Source organism: Tunicatimonas pelagia (assembly GCF_030506325.1).
GTDB classification, from domain to species: Bacteria; Bacteroidota; Bacteroidia; order Cytophagales; family Cyclobacteriaceae; genus Tunicatimonas; species Tunicatimonas pelagia.
In genome coordinates this window covers 303,110-321,679 of sequence record NZ_CP120683.1, presented here as the reverse complement: position 1 = coordinate 321,679, position 18,570 = coordinate 303,110, and the positions used below count along the sequence as shown (strand labels likewise).

General features: G+C 43.5%; 15 protein-coding genes. 10 read left to right on the top strand and 5 right to left on the bottom strand.

Going from position 1 to position 18,570, the window contains the following annotated elements; genetic code table 11:
- Positions 1-43: 43 nt before the first annotated feature.
- The gene (locus P0M28_RS01300; RefSeq protein WP_302206850.1) at positions 44-1,378 is read left to right on the top strand and encodes an IS5 family transposase; all 1,335 of its coding nucleotides are present in this window, start codon (positions 44-46) and stop codon (positions 1,376-1,378) included.
- 157 nt (positions 1,379-1,535) lie between these two features.
- Here the strand turns inward: P0M28_RS01300 and P0M28_RS01295 are convergent, their stop codons facing one another.
- Positions 1,536-3,227 carry an AMP-binding protein gene (locus P0M28_RS01295; RefSeq protein WP_302207579.1) on the bottom strand — a complete coding sequence of 564 codons (1,692 nt, stop codon included), beginning with the start codon at positions 3,225-3,227 and terminating at the stop codon, positions 1,536-1,538.
- A gap of 449 nt (positions 3,228-3,676) precedes the next feature.
- Between P0M28_RS01295 and P0M28_RS01290 the strand changes: the two genes are divergently transcribed.
- From P0M28_RS01290 to P0M28_RS01250, 9 genes are all read left to right on the top strand, one after another.
- Positions 3,677-4,144, top strand: a complete 468-nt coding sequence (locus tag P0M28_RS01290; protein ID WP_302207578.1) for an Lrp/AsnC ligand binding domain-containing protein — start codon at positions 3,677-3,679, stop codon at positions 4,142-4,144.
- Between the two features lie 163 nt (positions 4,145-4,307).
- The gene (gene sufB, locus P0M28_RS01285; protein ID WP_302207576.1) at positions 4,308-5,753 is read left to right on the top strand and encodes a Fe-S cluster assembly protein SufB; all 1,446 of its coding nucleotides are present in this window, start codon (positions 4,308-4,310) and stop codon (positions 5,751-5,753) included.
- Between the two features lie 105 nt (positions 5,754-5,858).
- Positions 5,859-6,617 carry a Fe-S cluster assembly ATPase SufC gene (gene sufC, locus P0M28_RS01280; RefSeq protein ID WP_302207575.1) on the top strand — a complete coding sequence of 253 codons (759 nt, stop codon included), beginning with the start codon at positions 5,859-5,861 and terminating at the stop codon, positions 6,615-6,617.
- A gap of 59 nt (positions 6,618-6,676) precedes the next feature.
- On the top strand, positions 6,677-8,002 hold the full coding sequence (gene sufD / locus P0M28_RS01275; protein WP_302207574.1) for a Fe-S cluster assembly protein SufD: 1,326 nt from the start codon (positions 6,677-6,679) through the stop codon (positions 8,000-8,002).
- Positions 8,003-8,012: 10 nt separating this feature from the next.
- A complete protein-coding gene (locus tag P0M28_RS01270; protein WP_302207572.1) occupies positions 8,013-9,266 on the top strand; it encodes a cysteine desulfurase in 1,254 nt (417 codons plus the stop codon).
- 3 nt (positions 9,267-9,269) lie between these two features.
- Complete coding sequence (locus P0M28_RS01265; RefSeq protein WP_302207570.1) at positions 9,270-9,722, top strand: SufE family protein; 453 nt, start codon at positions 9,270-9,272, stop codon at positions 9,720-9,722.
- Positions 9,723-9,779: 57 nt separating this feature from the next.
- Complete coding sequence (locus P0M28_RS01260; RefSeq protein ID WP_302207568.1) at positions 9,780-10,109, top strand: iron-sulfur cluster assembly protein; 330 nt, start codon at positions 9,780-9,782, stop codon at positions 10,107-10,109.
- A 91-nt stretch (positions 10,110-10,200) separates the two neighbouring features.
- On the top strand, positions 10,201-10,617 hold the full coding sequence (locus P0M28_RS01255) for a BrxA/BrxB family bacilliredoxin (protein WP_302207566.1): 417 nt from the start codon (positions 10,201-10,203) through the stop codon (positions 10,615-10,617).
- 667 nt (positions 10,618-11,284) lie between these two features.
- Positions 11,285-14,521, top strand: a complete 3,237-nt coding sequence (locus P0M28_RS01250) for a malectin domain-containing carbohydrate-binding protein (protein WP_302207565.1) — start codon at positions 11,285-11,287, stop codon at positions 14,519-14,521.
- A gap of 71 nt (positions 14,522-14,592) precedes the next feature.
- Here P0M28_RS01250 and rnr read toward each other — a convergent pair whose 3' ends face one another.
- The 4 genes from rnr to P0M28_RS01230 all read right to left on the bottom strand — a co-directional run bounded on the left by rnr (position 14,593) and on the right by P0M28_RS01230 (position 18,560).
- On the bottom strand, positions 14,593-16,785 hold the full coding sequence (gene rnr / locus P0M28_RS01245) for a ribonuclease R (RefSeq protein WP_302207564.1): 2,193 nt from the start codon (positions 16,783-16,785) through the stop codon (positions 14,593-14,595).
- A 130-nt stretch (positions 16,786-16,915) separates the two neighbouring features.
- Positions 16,916-17,371 carry a PIN domain-containing protein gene (locus P0M28_RS01240; protein WP_302207563.1) on the bottom strand — a complete coding sequence of 152 codons (456 nt, stop codon included), beginning with the start codon at positions 17,369-17,371 and terminating at the stop codon, positions 16,916-16,918.
- The gene (locus P0M28_RS01235) at positions 17,349-17,591 is read right to left on the bottom strand and encodes a UPF0175 family protein (protein WP_302207562.1); all 243 of its coding nucleotides are present in this window, start codon (positions 17,589-17,591) and stop codon (positions 17,349-17,351) included. The genes P0M28_RS01240 and P0M28_RS01235 overlap by 23 nt, the downstream gene beginning before the upstream one ends.
- 90 nt (positions 17,592-17,681) lie before the next feature.
- Positions 17,682-18,560: a restriction endonuclease gene (locus P0M28_RS01230; RefSeq protein ID WP_302207561.1), complete on the bottom strand. Its 879-nt coding sequence runs from the start codon at positions 18,558-18,560 to the stop codon at positions 17,682-17,684.
- Positions 18,561-18,570: the final 10 nt, after the last annotated feature.

Here is an 18,570-nt window from a genome sequence, read left to right as displayed (position 1 = left end):
TTGCCAGTTTCTGCTTACCTTGCTTCAAAAGCTTGCAATATTTATGAAAAGCGACTCGCCTAACCAGCAGCAAACGTCACTGTTTACTACTGATTTGATTGATTGCCTTAATCCGAACAATCGCCTGTATCAATTAGCTCAGCGACTACCTTGGGCTGCTATTGAGAAGGACTTTGAAGGCTACTATTCTAAGCTAGGGCAACCGGCCAAACCAATACGATTAATGGTCGGGCTGCTGATGTTGAAGCAGTTAGAAAATCTCAGTGATGAAGTCTTGGTAGAACGTTGGTGCGAGAATCCGTATTACCAATTTTTCTGTGGCATGGCTACTTTTCAGTGGGAAGCGCCTTGCCATCCTACTGATCTGGTCTACTTCCGAAAACGTATCGGTAAAGAAGGGGCTGAAAAATTACTGTCCTATTCGCTGCATATTCATCCCGAAGCAGTGCGAAAAGTAGATCAGGTGCTCATTGACACGACTGTCCAAGAGAAGAACATTACGTATCCCACAGATGCCAAGTTAGCAGTTAGGGTGATTGATAAGTGTCGCAAGATAGCTTCCAAAGAAGGTATTCAACTGCGACAATCCTACCGAAGAGTGGTCAAGTCACACCTACTCAATCAACGTTTTGCGACCCACCCTAAGAACCGCAAGAAAGCTAGGTCTTCCTTACGTAGCCTGAAAACCATTGCCGGGCGACTCATCCGAGAGTTGCGCCGTAAGCTTCCTACTGGCTCATTAGCCTACCATCGGAATGTATTGAAGCGTTTTGAACGAGTCATTAAACAACAGCGCACAGATAAAAACAAAATCTACAGCCTACACGAACCTGATGTAGCTTGCATCATCAAAGGCAAAGTAGCGAAGAAATACGAGTTTGGCAGTAAAGCATCCCTGGCCTTGACCAAAGAAAGTAATTTAATTGTCGGGGTAGCCAGCTTCAAGGGGAATCCCCATGACAGTCACACCCTGGAAGAGACACTAAATGCCGTCGAACGCGCTTCTGGGCAACGTCCCAAAGAGGGTATTTGCGACCGAGGCTATCGGGGTAAGGCTAGGGTCGGCTCCACGCAGATCAGTATTCCCAAAGCTAAAAAACATAGAAATAATTATCAGAAACAGAAAACTAGAAAGAAGTTCCGTCGCCGAGCGGCTATTGAGCCAGTCATTGGTCACACCAAACAAGGTTTCCGATTAGAAAGAAACTATCTCAAGAGCTTTTTGGGCGATGAAATCAATCTCAATCTAGCGGCTATGGCCTTCAATCTGAAAAGTTGGATCAGAAAGCAAAACACCATTTTTGTCCACTGGCTGCAACGGTGGATTTACACTCTGATGAATGCAGCAGATGCGAATATGAGACTTCTTCAGGGTTGACTAAGTAAAATGCCTGCCTTTTTACAGCAATGCGGGAAGATTAGAAGACCAAAGTCCGGGGCTAATTCCTCCATGAAATGAAATCAGTAGCTATTCAAGCTTGAGACTGAGTTTCCTCTTCAAGCTCTGACTATCACATCGCGCAAGCTATCGGAGCTTAGTCTTGAGGTTGAGCGCTACCTTCCTTCAGGAGTCTTCTAAGAATTTTGCCTACGTTCGACTTTGGCAACTCATCTCGAAACTCAATATAGCGAGGAACTTTGTAGGCGGTCATATTCTCTTTACAATACGCTTTCAACTCATCTTCGGTAAGAGAAGCGTCCTTTTTCACAACGCATATTTTTACTACTTCGGTAGACCGGGGGTCAGGTACTCCAATAGCACCTACCTCCAGCACCTTTTCGTGTGCTGAAACAATGCCTTCTATCTCGTTAGGGTAAACGTTAAATCCCGAAACATTAATCATTTCTTTCTTACGATCCACTATTTTAATGAACCCATCTTCATCCAACACTCCAATATCACCAGTTTTCAGCCATCCGTCAGGTGTAAATACATTTTCAGTTTCATCAGGCCGATTCCAGTACCCCTTCATTACTTGGGGGCCCTTGGCGTAGATTTCTCCAGGTTCACCAATCGCTACTTCTTCGCCATCGTCGTTAGCAAAAATAAGCTGAGTGCTAGGAAGCGGAATGCCAATGGTACCAATTCGTTCCAAGCCACTGATCGGTATATTTGATGTCAGCACGGGCGAGGTTTCCGTTAGTCCGTACCCCTCCGCCACCGCAACTCCTGTTTTTTCTTTCCAGCGATCGGCTACGGCCTCTTGCATGGCCATTCCTCCAGCACTAGCTACCTTGAGATGCGAAAAGTCTACGGTGTCAAAATCAGGATGATTCATCATACCGTTGTATAAAGTATTTAAGCCGGTAATTACGGTAAAGGGATGTTTTTTCAATTCCTTCATAAACCCTTTCATATCGCGAGGATTGGTGATCAACACGTTCTTGGCTCCAATCTTCATCATCGCAAAACAGTTAACCGTGAGTGCGTAGATATGATAGAGGGGTAAGGCAGTAATCATGGTCTCTTCAGCCTTATTGAGCCCAACCGACATCCAAGCTGAAATTTGCTCCATGTTGGCTACTAAGTTCGCGTGGGATAGAACTGCTCCTTTTGAAACTCCGGTAGTGCCACCAGTATATTGCAAGAATGCATTGTCTTCCCCAGTAAGCTCAACTCGATTGAATGTACATTTCTCACCTTGTTTTAGCGTATTGTTAAAAGATAGGGCAGACGGTAGGTTATATTTTGGCACCATCTTTTTTACGTACTTCACCACCGCATTAACAATGGTCTTCTTTAATCCTCCCAGCTGATCGCCTATTTCGGTAACAATTACGTGCTTGATGGATGTTTCCGCAATAATTTTTTCCAGATTATACGCAAAGTTGGCTAGTATTACGATAGCTTCAGCTCCAGAGTCATTAAACTGGTGTTTCATCTCCCGAGCAGTATACAGCGGATTAGTGTTGACAACCACCAAGCCAGCCCGAAGTGCTCCCAACATAGCAATAGGATATTGAAGCAAGTTAGGCATTTGAATGGCAATGCGGTCTCCTTTCTTTAACTTTAGGTCTTCCTGTAAAAAAGCGGCGAAATTTTTAGATAAGTAATCTAGCTCATTAAATGTAATAGAAGCTCCCATGCACTCAAAAGCAGTGCGAGTACCATATTCCTCAATGCATTGTTCAATAAGATCAATAAGTGACTTGTACTGCTGAGCATTTATTTGCTGAGGTATTCCCTCAGGGTAATGTTGGAACCAAGGAGATATTTGAACTTCCATATTTATAAGGCTAGTTAATTATTATTTATTAATTTTAGCTACAATTACTATTGTAAATTAACAAATCTCTAAGCAAAATGGAAGAAATAATGTTTGAGGAGGGGAAATAAAAAAAGGTCATGAATGATCATAACCTTTTCCAGAAACAACATTAACCCAAAAATAAAAATCGTAATGACGATAAGCTGTAGGGGAAGGAGTCGAACCTCCACGGAGCGGTTAGTTCCGAAGAATTTATTCCGTTGTCTCCACCCTCGAGACGGGAGGGCATGGCTGCCAATTTCATCACCCTACAGTGTATTAGCTTAACAGCTTTGTTTTCTATAACAGCAGCTAAATTAATAAGTTCTTCATAAATTTAAAAAATATTTAATAAATTTGGTAAAAATTTATATCAGTCGTAATTTAACGCCGAAAATATTAGATCAAACCTAATTTACAGCACCAAAATGAGCAAAAATTTAGAAATTGATAACGTAGACCTCAAAATCCTTGCCCTGCTATCAGAAGATGCCAAAATTCCCTATACTGAAATCGCCAAGAAAGTGTACGTATCGGGTGGAACAGTACATGTTCGAATGCGAAAAATGGAAGAGATGGGTATTGTACAAGGTACTACCCTCAACATGGACTACTCAAAACTTGGCTATGATATTACCGCGTTTCTAGGAATCTATTTAGAAAAAAGTTCGCTTTACAATGATGTAGTAGATGAGCTGAAGAAGGTGCCAGAAGTAGTGAAAATTCACTACACTACCGGGAACTACAGTATCTTCATTAAAATCCACTGCCGTGACACTAAACATCTGCGGGAAGTGCTGCACGATAAAATTCAGCGTATTGAAGGAATTGTTCGTACCGAAACCCTTATTTCGCTAGAAGAAAGTTTGAATCGTCATATTCAGCTGGGAGACTAAAATCTTTTTCTAATTTCCTAGTAAGATTTGTAACTACGCCTGTTCAAATTCGTTCTGAAAAGGAAGTATGTTGATTTTTAGTTCTACCGAATTAACTTTATTCTCGATGAACGTTTTTTGGTGTGGAACGTTAGCCATTTAAAATTTAAACAAATCATTTCTGATGAGTAAGGACAATCAAATTCTGGAAGAATTTACCCAATCTGACTACAAGTACGGATTCGAGTCCAATATTGAGCAGGAATCAGCCCCAAAAGGTCTCAATGAAGATACTATCCGATTTATCTCGGCCAAAAAGAAGGAACCGGAGTGGATGCTGGAGTGGCGGTTGAAAGCGTACCATCATTGGCTTACCTTAAAAGAGCCTACCTGGCATAATGTCTCTTTCCCGGAAATTGATTATCAAGATATTATCTATTACGCAGCCCCTAAGCAGAAGGTAAGCCCTAAAAGCTTAGATGAGGTAGACCCCGAATTGCTAGATACTTTTAAACGACTAGGAATTTCGCTCGAAGAGCAGAAACGGTTAACCGGGGTAGCGGTAGATGCAGTATTCGATAGCGTATCGGTAGCTACAACCTTCAAAGATAAACTGGCCAAGTTAGGCATCATATTTTGTTCATTTAGTGAGGCAGTGCAGGAGCATCCGGAGCTGGTGAAGAAGCATATTGGCTCAGTGGTGCCTCCTGGCGATAATTACTACGCAGCTCTCAACTCTGCGGTATTTAGTGACGGCTCTTTTTGTTATATCCCCAAGGGTGTACGCTGCCCAATGGAGCTTTCTACTTATTTCCGCATCAATGCAGCAAATTCAGGGCAGTTTGAGCGAACATTAATTGTGGCTGAAGAAGGTTCTTACGTAAGCTATCTGGAAGGTTGCACCGCCCCGATGCGGGATGAAAACCAACTGCACGCAGCAGTGGTAGAGCTGTACGCGGCCAAAGATGCCGAAATTAAGTACTCTACCGTGCAAAACTGGTACCCTGGCGATAAGGACGGCAAGGGTGGAATCTACAACTTCGTAACGAAGCGTGGTATCTGTGCCGGAGAGAATTCTAAGATTTCTTGGACGCAGGTAGAAACAGGTTCAGCCGTAACTTGGAAATACCCAAGCTGCATACTGAAAGGGGATAATTCTATCGGTGAGTTTTATTCGGTAGCGGTAACCAACAATCATCAACAGGCCGATACCGGAACTAAAATGATTCATATTGGCAAAAATACTCGTAGCCGAATTGTTTCTAAGGGAGTATCAGCAGGAGTAAGTCAGAACAGTTACCGAGGTTTAGTAAAGGTGATGAAGCGGGCTGAAAATGCTCGGAACTTCTCGCAATGCGATTCGCTACTGATGGGCGACCGTTGCGGAGCGCATACGTTTCCTTACATAGAATCAGATAATAGTTCGGCGCAGATTGAGCATGAGGCTACCACCTCTAAGATTGGCGAAGATCAAATTTTTTACTGCTTACAGCGAGGTATTGGTGAAGAAGATGCAGTAGCACTTATCGTTAATGGTTACTGTAAAGAAGTACTCAATCAGCTTCCGATGGAGTTTGCCGTAGAAGCCCAAAAACTACTGGCTCTTACGTTAGAAGGAAGCGTAGGGTAACTTCATAATTATTTCGAATCACTACGAAATTAGAAAGGGTGTCCAACATGGAATGTCCAGCGTGGGACGCCCTTCTGATTTCGTTGCTATAATCCACCTATCATTATGTTAAAAATTACTGGACTACACGCAAGGGTAGAAGAGAAAGAAATACTCAAAGGTATTGAGCTAGAAGTGAAACCGGGCGAAGTACACGCCATTATGGGACCCAATGGTTCGGGCAAAAGTACGTTGGCCTCGGTATTGGCCGGACGAGAAGATTTTGAAGTAACCGATGGCTCGGTGCAATATATGGGGCAAGACCTGCTAGAGATGGAACCCGAAGAGAGAGCTCGAGAAGGTATTTTTTTAGCATTTCAGTACCCAGTAGAAATTCCGGGCGTGAGTACAACCAACTTCCTGAAAACAGCAGTGAACCAAGTGCGTCAGCATAAGGGAAAAGATTCACTGGATGCGGTTGCTTTCCTCAAAATGATGAAGGAAAAGATGAAACTGGTAGATATTGACCAGTCGCTCCTAAGTCGTTCGTTGAACGAGGGCTTCTCTGGAGGGGAAAAGAAGCGCAACGAAATCTTTCAGATGGCCATGCTTGAGCCTACTTTAGCTATTTTGGATGAAACTGACTCCGGGCTAGATATTGACGCTTTACGAATTGTCGCCAACGGGGTAAATGCCTTACGAAGTGAAGATAACGCAACCATTGTAGTAACCCACTACCAACGGCTGTTAGATTACATTGTGCCAGATTACGTGCATGTACTTTATAACGGGCGCATTGTGAAATCAGGTAGTAAAGAGTTAGCGTTGGAACTAGAGGAAAAAGGCTACGACTGGATTAAGGAAACCGTAGATGTAACTGCTTGAAGGAATCGTCTGCAAATATGCCAATTACATTTGTGTGAAAATATTGAATTCATTATCGAATGAGTTTAGAACAAGCGTTTATAACCTATATTAAAGATCGGGAAGAGACTATCAATGGCCAAGGCGACTCAGCTTGGCATCAGCGTCGGCGGGCAGCATTCGCTGACTTTGAGAAATTAGGTTTTCCGGCAAAAAAAGACGAAGAATACCGTTACACACCTATTAGCCGGGCTTTAGAGCGTGAGTTTGATGGCAATGAGTTAACGAAATCTAATGTTGATACTCAGGCGGTGCAGGGCTTATTGGACAGGGTTGTTCCTTCCGATCTATCGGCGAACGTGCTGGTTTATGTCAATGGAGCGTTTCAGCCTTCTTTTTCGCGGATAGAAAGTGCTGAAGAAGGGGTGGTCATCACGACTTTATCCCAAGCCTACCAAAACCATAGCGAATTAATCGACCGGTATTTTGCCCAGCAAACCGCCGATCAATCAGATTCTTTCGTGGCACTTAATACGGCGGTGGCGCAGGAAGGATTATTTGTATATGCTCCTAAAAACACAGTAGTAGAAACTCCGGTCTTAGTCTACTTTATTAGCGACACATCGGCCGGGGCAAGTGTGGGATCACCACGAAATTTGTACATCGCTGAACAAAGCAGTAAGCTATCAGTCATTGAGTCGTTTTACACGCTAGGTAGCGGAGCGAGCTATCAGAATGCGGTAAGCGAAATTTGGGTAGATGCCAATGCGTCGGTGTACTACAACAAATTGCAGCCAGAGAGCGAAAAAGCGTATCATACCGGAACTACGGAAGTGTATCAGGCTCGCGATAGCCGATTCACCGGGGTAACCGTATCCTTACAAGGGGCGATGCTTCGTAACAACCTGAATATTGCGTTGGATGGTGAAAATTGCGAATCGCATATGTATGGTCTGTATATGTTAGATGGCAAATCACACGTGGATAATCACACTGCCGTAGACCATCGTAAGCCTAACTCGTACAGTAATGAATTGTACAAAGGCATCATGGACGATTACTCAAAAGGCGTTTTTAACGGAAAGATTTATGTCCGTCAGGATGCACAGAAGACTAACGCCTTTCAGTCGAATGCGAATATTTTGTTAACTGACAACGCATCTATCAATACCAAACCTCAACTCGAAATTTGGGCCGATGATGTAAAATGTTCGCACGGAGCTACTACTGGTCAGATTGATAAGGAGCAATTATTTTACTTACGGGCGCGAGGTATGAGTAAAGATCAAGCAACAGCCATTTTACTAAGAGCTTTTGCGGGTGACGTGCTAGAAAATATTGAGCTAGACTTTGTTCGTCATCAGATTGAGGCGGTCATTGATCAGCGACTGAATACTAACTTTTAATGCGTTTATTATGAGTACGGAAAACACAGTAGTGTCCACCACTCAGCTAGATATAGATCAGATTCGGAGTGACTTTCCTATCCTCCATCAAGAGGTAAATGGGCGTCCGTTAGTATATTTGGATAATGCCGCTACTACGCAGAAACCGCAAGTAGTGATTGACGCACTAACGCATTACTATCAGCAAGACAATGCTAACATTCACCGGGGGGTACACACATTGGCTGAGCGAGCTACGGCTGTATTTGAAGAGACCCGTCAAGCAATTCATCAGTTCATTAATTCTAATGAGCCGGAAGAGATTGTTTTTACGAAAGGAACCACCGATGGCATTAATCTGGTAGCAGCTACTTTTGGCCGGACTAACTTAAAAGAAGGGGATGAGATCATTATTTCGGGGATGGAGCATCATTCCAACATTGTGCCTTGGCAAATGCTCTGTGAAGAAAAAGGAGCTAAGCTTAAAGTAATTCCCGTAAACGAACGAGGTGAGGTTGAGCTAGAGGAGTATAAAAAACTACTCTCGGCGCGTACTAAACTAGTGAGTGTAGTTTATGTCTCCAATTCGTTAGGAACCATTAATCCGGTAAAAGAAATTATCGATTTAGCTCACGCACAAGGGGCGGCAGTGCTAATTGACGGAGCGCAATCAACGGCTTATTTAGATATTGACGTGCAAGCCCTAAATTGTGATTTCTACATTTTTTCTGGGCACAAAGTATTTGGCCCAACCGGAGTGGGAGCATTGTACGGTAAGCGTCGTCTTTTGGAGAAAATGCCTCCTTACCAAGGTGGAGGAGAGATGATTCGCAGCGTAAGCTTCGAGAAAACGACCTACAATGATATTCCCTACAAGTTTGAGGCAGGTACGCCCAATATTGCCGATGTAGTTGCCCTCAAAGCGGCGATTGACTATATCAATCAACTGGGCAAACCCGCCATGCGAGCATATGAAGAAGAACTGTTAGCATACGCTCACCAGCGATTGAGTGAAGTGTCTGGTCTGCGAATGATTGGAACTGCTGAGAAGAAAATGAATGTTGTTTCGTTTGTCTTCGACGATATTTTTCATTTTGATGTAGGGCAGATGTTAGATGCCCGAGGTATTGCGGTGCGTACTGGGCATCATTGCACTGAACCGCTGATGGCTCACTTTGGGTTGGAAGGAACAGTTCGAGCCTCGTTTGCCATGTACAACAAGAAGGAGGAGATCGATCAATTAGTAGAAGGGCTACAGCGTATTGTAAAGATGATGGGAAAATAATCTATGGCTCAATCAATTGACGAAATACAGAACGAAATAATAGAAGAATTTGCCTTGCTGGATGGTGACCCGGAGATGACTAACTTCTACATTATAGAGTTGGGGCAAAAGTTGCCTCCGCTAGAAGAGGCTAAGAAGAGCGAAGAAAATATAGTGAAAGGTTGCCAATCGAAAGTGTGGCTGGTGCCTTCGCTAGAAGAGAGTAAAATGAATTTTGAAGCGGATAGCAATTCGGCGATTACCAAGGGGTTAGTAAGTTTGTTAGTGCGCGTTTTCCAAGATCAGGCTCCTAATGACATTGTAGATGCTGATTTGTTTTTTATTGATAAAATTGGCATGAATCGATTTATTGGAACCCAACGCTCCAATGGATTTGCAGCCATGATTAAACAGATAAAGCTAGCAGCTTTGGTAAATAAAGAGCGACAAGCGATAGCGAAGAGTGATCCAAAATAATATGTATGGTTAGGTGTTGAGCTTACTCAATTTGTTGACCATTAACTATTCAATTTCATGAGTGATACCGTTACGACCGATACCCGAGCACTACGAGAGAAAATCGTTTCAGCGATCAAGACTGTCTATGATCCAGAAATTCCGGTAGATGTGTATGAGTTAGGGTTAATCTACGAGATTAATGTTTATCCAGTCAACAATGTGTACGTATTGATGACCCTGACCTCCCCAGCCTGTCCGTCTGCCGAAGCTATTCCCAGTGAAGTAGAAGAAAAAATTAAGACGATTGAAGAAGTAAATGACGTTAATATTGAACTCACTTTCGATCCGCCCTACACCCAAGACATGATGTCTGAAGCGGCTAAACTAGAATTAGGGTTTTTATGAGTTTCAAGCTTAGGGTTACAGGTTTACTACTAAACAAAAGAGACTTTAAACTTGTAACTTTTAAACTATTTTCATTACAAATAAAATAAATATGTATCCTGCTGACTTAGTAGCCCCAATGCGTACCGATTTAACGTCCGCTGGGTTTACCGAATTAACTACATCTGAAGAAGTTACTAATCACTTAGAAGATCATAAGGGAACCACCCTGATGGTTATCAACTCCGTCTGCGGTTGTGCTGCTGGAGCAGCGCGTCCGGGTGTGAAACTAGCGGTTAGTCACTCCGAAAAAAAGCCTGACAACTTAACTACCGTATTTGCTGGAGTAGATCAGGAAGCGGTAGCTAAAGCCCGAGAATACACCTTGCCTTATCCACCTTCTTCGCCTTCTATCGCATTATTTAAAGATGGCGAGCTTATTCACTTTGTGGAGCGCCACCATATTGAAGGCCGTTCGGCTCAAATGATTGCCGAGCATTTGCTAGACGTATTTGACGAGTACTGCTAAGTACTTTGCTTACTAAGAATGTATCTGATAAGCTAATGGAGCCTTTGGCAATTTCACTTAAAATACGAAGTGAAAGCTCGCAGATACATGAACGTGTAAGAAGCTAAAAAAAAAGACCCTTAAAATGCACGTAAGTTGCCATTTTGAGGGTTTAATAAGTCTAATTTAGTTAGCTAGTAACTAGCTGATTTCATCCTAGCGTTATATCTGACTTTTTCGGGTGAATAGCAATCCTAAGCGGAGAGTTTGATTATTATCTTGTTGAGTAAGTGAGTTATTCATCATTATTCCTACCCCTGTACCCCAAGCTCCCCGCCCAAGAAAGTTATCGGTAGAGTTTTCTGGGCTCACCCATTCGTATTCCTCTCGTTAATTGAGCTAAATCTTTATCAAGCAATGTTTGTAAATTGCTTCAATTTATCTTAAATAGCCTGTAATAAAATATACGGTAATTATCGTATTCCTGTCGCTTTCTCACTACCCTGCCTCCAATATTTACTACTATTGTCGCAATTTACCTCTGCGGTTGTATCCGAAATGGGTTAATTAATAAGGTACCACACGGAAGTTATTTATCGATACAGCTAACTTCTTCCGAGAAAATGGAAGAGTAATTAAGGGTGTGTTCTGTCTAGACTACTAATTCTAAACATAATATAACATTCCTATGAGACAACAACTATTACTACTTCTATTCTGCTTATTTAGCTGGAGTACGGTACAGTCGCAATCGGTTACTAGCCTTACGCTAGTTAATGCGAACACCAATACTGACATTGGGGTACTACAAAATGGCCAAATGCTGAACCTGGCTACTTTACCAACCACCAACTTGAATGTACGAGCCAACACCAACCCGGCTACAGTAGGTTCAGTGCGCTTTGCTTTAGACGGAAATGCTAACTTTCAGACCGAGAACGTTGCTCCCTACGCTCTGAAAGGAGATACTAACGGAGACTATAAAAACTGGACACCAAGTTTAGGCGATCATACGCTAACAGCTACCCCTTTCTCAGGTTCTAATGCGGGTGGTACTGCCGGAACGGCTCTCACGATTAACTTTACGGTGATTGATGAAGCTACTTCACTTCCCGATCCACCAACTAACTTGATAGCAACTGCTTTGTCGGATACTGAAATCTACTTGGATTGGGATGACCCCGCGCTGGGTAATGACTATGCCATCGAGCGTTCGCTGTCGCCAACCTCTGGGTTTGCCCAAGTTGATGCCAGCTACTACGGCGATAGTCAGCATACCAGTAGTGGGCTAGATCCCAATACTACCTACTACTTTCGGGTGAAAGTTTTTTACAATAGTGTAGCTTCACCTTATAGTGCGGTGGCTTCGGCTACTACTCAAGCTACTCCTGAGCCCAGCACAGTATTGTACGCGATCAATGCCGGGGGAGCAGCCTTTACGGCGGCAGATGGTACTGAATTTACGGCCGATCGGTTAGTGAGCGGAGGAAGAACGTACAAAGGTAATGCAAGTATCTCGGGTACTACCGACGACTTTATCTACCAAAGTGAACGCTACGGTAACTTTACCTATAACCTGCCCGTGAGTGATGGCACCTATGAAGTTACTTTACTTTTTGCTGAAGTCTACTTTAATGCGCCTAACAAACGGGTATTCGATGTGAAGATGGAAGGCACTGAAGAAATAAGCAACCTGGATTTGTATGCGACAGTTGGTAAGAACGCAGCTTATCAGATTACCAAAACAGTAAATGTCACCGACGGAAACCTCACCCTGGCTTTCTCGGCGGACGTAAATAATGCTAAACTAGCAGGTTTGCTCGTAAGTGGCGAAGGTAGTACCAATCCTGAACCAGGTACCGCTACCGTTAGTGGCGAATTGCGTAAGTGGCATAAAGTAACGCTAAGCTTTGATGGACCAAACCATTCGGAAACGGACAACAACCCCAATCCTTTCCTGGATTATCGGCTCAACGTGACCTTCTCCCACAGCGGCTCGGGAAAATCGCATACTGTGCCCGGCTACTTTGCTAACGATGGCAATGCTGCCGAAAGTAGTGCGACTTCCGGTAATCAGTGGAAAGTACACTTTCGCCCCGACGAAACCGGAACCTGGAATTACTCCGCTTCCTTTCGTCAAGGTAGCCAGGTAGCTATCAGCACAGGCGCGTCACCCGGAACGGCTAATAGTGCCATTGACGGAATAAGTGGCTCTCTGGAAATTCAGAACTCTAACAAATCCGGTCGGGACTTTCGGGCGAAAGGTCGGTTGGAGTACGTAGGAAAGCATTATCTGCAATTTGCTGAAACCGGAGAATACTTTGTAAAGGGTGGCTCTGATGCCCCCGAGAATTTCCTGGCCTACGACGATTTTGATAATACTCCCAATAGCGGTGGCCGGAGAAAGTCCTGGTCACCCCACGCTTCAGATTGGAATAATGGCGACCCTGACTGGAAAGGTAATAAAGGCCGGGAAATGATTGGTGCCCTGAACTACTTAGCGTCTGAGGAAGCTAACGTCTTCTCCTTCTTGACAATGAACATCAACGGGGATGACAAAAACGTTTACCCCTACGTAAGCAGTAGCGATTTCAAGCATTTTGACGTATCGAAGCTTGATCAGTGGGAGGTAGTGTTTGAACATGCTCAAGAGCTAGGTTTGTATTTACACTTTAAAACCCAAGAAACAGAAAACGACCAATTACTCGATGGCGGAGATTTAGGAACAAATCGCAAACTCTACTACCGTATGCTGGTAGCTCGCTTCGGTCATCACCTGGCGTTGAACTGGAACCTAGGAGAAGAAAATGACATTTGGCAAGAATTGAACGACCCTGGTAACAACCGGATTAAAAGCTACGCTCAGTACATTCAAGATATTGACCCTTACGATCACCATATTGTCATCCATACGTACCCAGGTCAGCAGGATGAAGTATACGACCCACTGATAGGTAACAAGTCGCGTTTGACCGGAGCTTCCGTTCAGACGGGTTACTCCAACGTGTACCGCGATACTAAAAAATGGGTAGATGCCTCCGAAGCTGCTGGAAAGCCCTGGGTAGTGGCTAACGACGAGCAAGGAAGTGCTAACATTGGCGTACCACCGGATTTGGGCTATACCGATCCTATCACGGGAGATACCTACAATGGGAAGGATTTGCAGGGAAATAACGTAAACGTTAGCCAGGATGATATTCGGAAGAAAACGCTGTGGGGTAACCTGATGGCCGGCGGGGCCGGAGTAGAATATTACTACGGTTATCGCTTGCCTCAATCAGATTTGACTTTACAAGATTACCGTAGTCGGGATAAAATGTGGGACTACACGCGCTATGCGTTGCAGTTCTTCAATCAGCATCTACCCTTCTGGGAGATGACGCCTGATAATAACCTAGTGAATAACGGATGGTGCTTGGCTAAAGCCGGAGAGGTTTATGCTGTCTACTTGGAAAATGGTGGTTCAACTAATGTTAGTCTGGGCAGTAGCGGTACTAAGTATGATGTCCGCTGGTACAATCCGCGCAGCGGGGGTAATCTGCAAACGGGTTCAAAGGCAACACTGACGGCTACAGGTAGTGTTTCTGTAGGGAATCCGCCGAATAGCAGTAGCCAAGATTGGGTTGTTTTACTAAAAAGCCAGGGAAGCGGAAGTAATACTACCGTTGCTCGCGAGGAAGTAATTCAAATAGATGGAATGACTGCGTACCCGGTTCCGCTCCAGGAGCAACTTACGGTTAGCTTTGACAGCGAGAAAACCGCCGTAGCCGTAGAAATCACCGACTTTAGCGGCAATGTATTACGCCGGATTGAAAAAGGATACCAGCAAGCAGTTGACCTTAGTACTATTGACCTAACCCCTGGCGCGTATTACCTGCGAGTGATCGCGGATGGTAAAGTTTATCGCAGCGCATTACTAAAATAATGATTGATGAGCGATGATTAATGACTAATGTACATAACACCATATCATTAATCATCACTCACTACTCATTATCAAACGAATTCCAGGTCAATCGTTCGGCGGTCGAGATCGGTGTTGATTACTTTGACTTTTACTTTATCGCCTAAGGCGATGATGCGTTTTCGGCGTCGGCCAATTACCCGGAAGTTCTGGGCATCAAATTCGTAGTAGTCATCATTCATGTCGGCCATCCGTACCATTCCTTCGCACTTGCTTTGTACCATTTCTACGTATACGCCCCATTCGGTTACACCCGAGATAATTCCGTCAAACTCCTGCTGTTCGCGCTTCGCCATATATTCTACCTGCTTGTACTTGACCGAAGCCCGTTCCGCATCGGCCGCGCGTTTCTCTCGTTCCGATGAGTGCTCACAGAGCTTCTCGTAAGACTCCGCTTCTGGTGATTTTCCGCCGTCTAAGTAATGTGCTAGCAAACGGTGCGTCATCACATCAGGGTAGCGACGAATGGGCGAAGTGAAGTGAGAATAGTGCTTAAAGGCTAAGCCAAAGTGCCCCTTTGCCTCAGTAGTGTAAATGGCTTTCGCCATGGTGCGGATCGCGATAGTTTGTAGAATGTCCTGCTCCGGCTTACCTTCCACCGCTAGCATCAACGAATTGATAGAGCTAGAAATCTTATCATCGGTAGTGTGCAGTTTATAACCAAATCGCTGGGCAAATTGGGCAAAGTCAGCAATCTTTTCCACATTAGGATAATCGTGTACCCGGTACACAAAGGTATTTTTCTCTTTTTTGTTCTGATAATTGTATACGAACTCCGCCACTTTCTTATTTGCCAGCAGCATAAATTCCTCAATCAGCTTATGGGCATCTACCCGTACTTTCGGAATAACTTCTACGGGAGTGCCGTCTTCGTCCAGCCGGAAGCGTACTTCGGTAGTTTCAAAGCTAATCGCTCCCTTACCAAATCGCTCATCCCGAATCTTTTTGGCTAAGTTGTTTAGTTGAATAATTTCTTCAGCAAAATCTCCCTTTTGGGTGTCAATGCGCTCCTGAGCTTCTTCGTAGGCGAAACGACGGTCGGAGTAAATCACCGTTCGCCCGAACCATTCTTTTTTAATTTGCCCTTCATCGTCCATCTCAAACACTGCCGAGAAAGTAAGCTTCTCTTCCTCGGGGCGCAATGAACATAGTTCGTTGGATAGCTTTTCGGGTAGCATCGGAATTACCCGGTCAACGAGATAGACCGAGGTAGCCCGATCTTGAGCTTCTTCTTCCAGCGCTGTATCCGGTCGCAGGTAATGAGTGACATCAGCAATGTGAACGCCAATCTCCCACAGCCCATCATTTAATTTTTGAATTGAAAGCGCATCGTCAAAGTCCTTAGCATCTACCGGATCAATGGTGAAAGTAGTAACCTGACGAAAGTCGCGTCTTTTAGCAATCTCCTTCTTGGTAATACCAGCACGAATCTTATCGGCTTCCTGCTCAACTGATTTAGGGAAATCAAATGGTAGTCCGAACTCGGCAATGATAGAGTGCATCTCGGCTTGGTGTTCACCCGCTTTACCTAGCACTCGAGTGATTTTTCCTACTGCATTCCGATCCTGAAACGGCCATTCGGTCACTTGTACGATTACTTTGTCACCGTGTTTGGCACCGTTCAGATCGTCCAGTCGGACGTAAATATCTTCGTATAGCTTCCGAAAGTCAGGAATTACAAAGGCGTAACGAGCCGACATTTCTACTCGCCCGACAAACTCTTCGCGAGCGCGTTCCACTACTTCAATCACTTCTCCCTCCGGGCGACGGGTTGAGCCTCGGCCACCCGGGCCACGAATGGCACTGTAGCCAGGGCCATAGGACAGTACCTTTACGGTATCACCGTCCCAGGCATTCATCAAATAATCGGATTCTACTTTAATGTCTTCTTCCAGTTCATCGCTCACGATGAAGGCGAAGCGGGGATTCACCGCATCAACTGCGCCTAGAATGTACTCCGGTTCTTTGGTAGACTGATATTTACCCTTTGGAAGGGAACGTACTTGGTCTTTTTCCACCAGCGAGTGTAGTACTTCGTGTACGGCCGCTTTAGCTGCTTTATTTTCCAGCGATAGCTGCTTCATAATTTGCCGAGCCGTGAAAGCTCGACTTACATTGGCATTGAGTAGGGTTGTGATGAGCGGTAAAAGCTCACCGTTGATATTATTGCTTTTTTTATTCTTAGCCCGCGAACGGGTTTTCTGTTTTTTATTTCTTTTTGCCATTAATGGTTTATTTAGGTTAGTTGTAAAAAATGATTAATAGTTGGGGAGGGTAAAAGCAAGCTGTTTTCCTATTCTAATTCTAAATCAATTGGCTTCTGTGTTGTTTGACCACTCTCCAGTATACATCCGTTTATTCTCCAGCCAAGTCTAAAATTTTTCTCTCAAGATTTTCGGTTATTCTGAAATTAGTAGCTTTAATTTGCTCCAAAACAGGTTTAACGAGTTGAATAAGTCCTGCTTCTTTCGCTTCTACCAACAGCCCTAATGTTCCCACATAGTCAATTCCTAATCGGGTAGCAGTCTTCCTTGCTTTGTTATCATCTAAAATTAATAAGCAATTTTTCTGCTCTAGAGCTAGAGCAATGGCACTTGCTTCTCCTGCATCAATATTAGTTTGAAGAACAGTTTGGTACTCCTTATTTTGAACCTCGACTACTGTAATCCAGGCTGGCAAAGACTGCCCAAACTCTTTCTCAATTTCAGGAGTGATTGTTATCTCAGAGAAGAGTTTTTCTAAAATGTAAAGTGAGTTTAGTTTATCCAGAAGTACTAAGCAGCTAGTATCACTTACGATAATTCTTGACATTCTTTAGCTCTTCTTCTAATTCGCTTTCATCGTAATTAAATACTGAAACCCCGTAATGACCTAACATTTCCATGAAAGCCCGCTTAGAAAGCCCTGCCATTTCCGCTGCCTGCCCGAGAGATAATTTACTTTTCTCATAGAGCCGAGAGGCCAGATACATAACCATTTCTCGATCTTCTAATTCAATAGTATCGGGCACAGTGATTGTTAACGTTCTCATAATGATGGAACACTAAATTGGTAGAAAACATCCAAACGACTCTGATAATCAGAGAATAAAGTTACTTTTTTGTGCGGGTCTTCATTATTTTTAAATTTTTTCAAACCATTCTGAGTTGATTTTTACATCTTCAATCAATTCTGTTTTCACACCAAGATTAAGTTCCTTCAGCTTTTCGCATAGTTGTTCGCCATCTATCAAGTCAATTGGTGGGGCCCCATCTCGTGTAGCTTCTCTAATTGCCTCCCTCGTAAAATTACCTGTTGTAATAAACAGTCCTTTATCAGCTCTACCTTGCATTGCGCCACGAAAATCTCGAATATCTCCTGACCCAACAGAGCCTTTGTATCTTTTACTTTGAAAAAAGACATGGAAGCTCAAGAAACCATTAATTCTCACTATTCCCCGCCCATCAATACCACCATCGCCTGACTTTCCTGTTACTTCAACTTGAATAAATCCGCTTTCTCTCAATAATCTTTGACATAGACGTTCAAAAGCAGAAGGCTCAATCTTCAATAGAACTGAAATTAAGTCTTCTTTCCAATCTAGTTGTTCACTTATTTCATCATCTACCTCTTCATCTCGAGCTTTATGACTTTCAATTTGACTTAATTTTGACTGGCGAATTCTTTCTCGTACTAATCGAGTAACTTCATTAGGATTAATAGTACTCGCTTCAATATCATTGTTAGCTAATGCCCAAACTCCTCTTGAAGAATTATCGATAATTTCTGCTTTTTTTAAATATGTTCTAGTCCAAGCGAGGCGATATTCAATCTCTGATCGTGTATCATTCTCCGAATGTGGAATCTCAAGAAATTCATCAGGTAAATCTATTATTGCATAAACTTTCTCATTTAATTCCTCGATTGTTCCAGAACCACCAAGCTTTTTTAACCCTTCTACCAATGGAATCATTAGTTGATCATATGAAGGCAATTTGTCCCCTGTATTTTTTCTACTCATCCATTTTTAG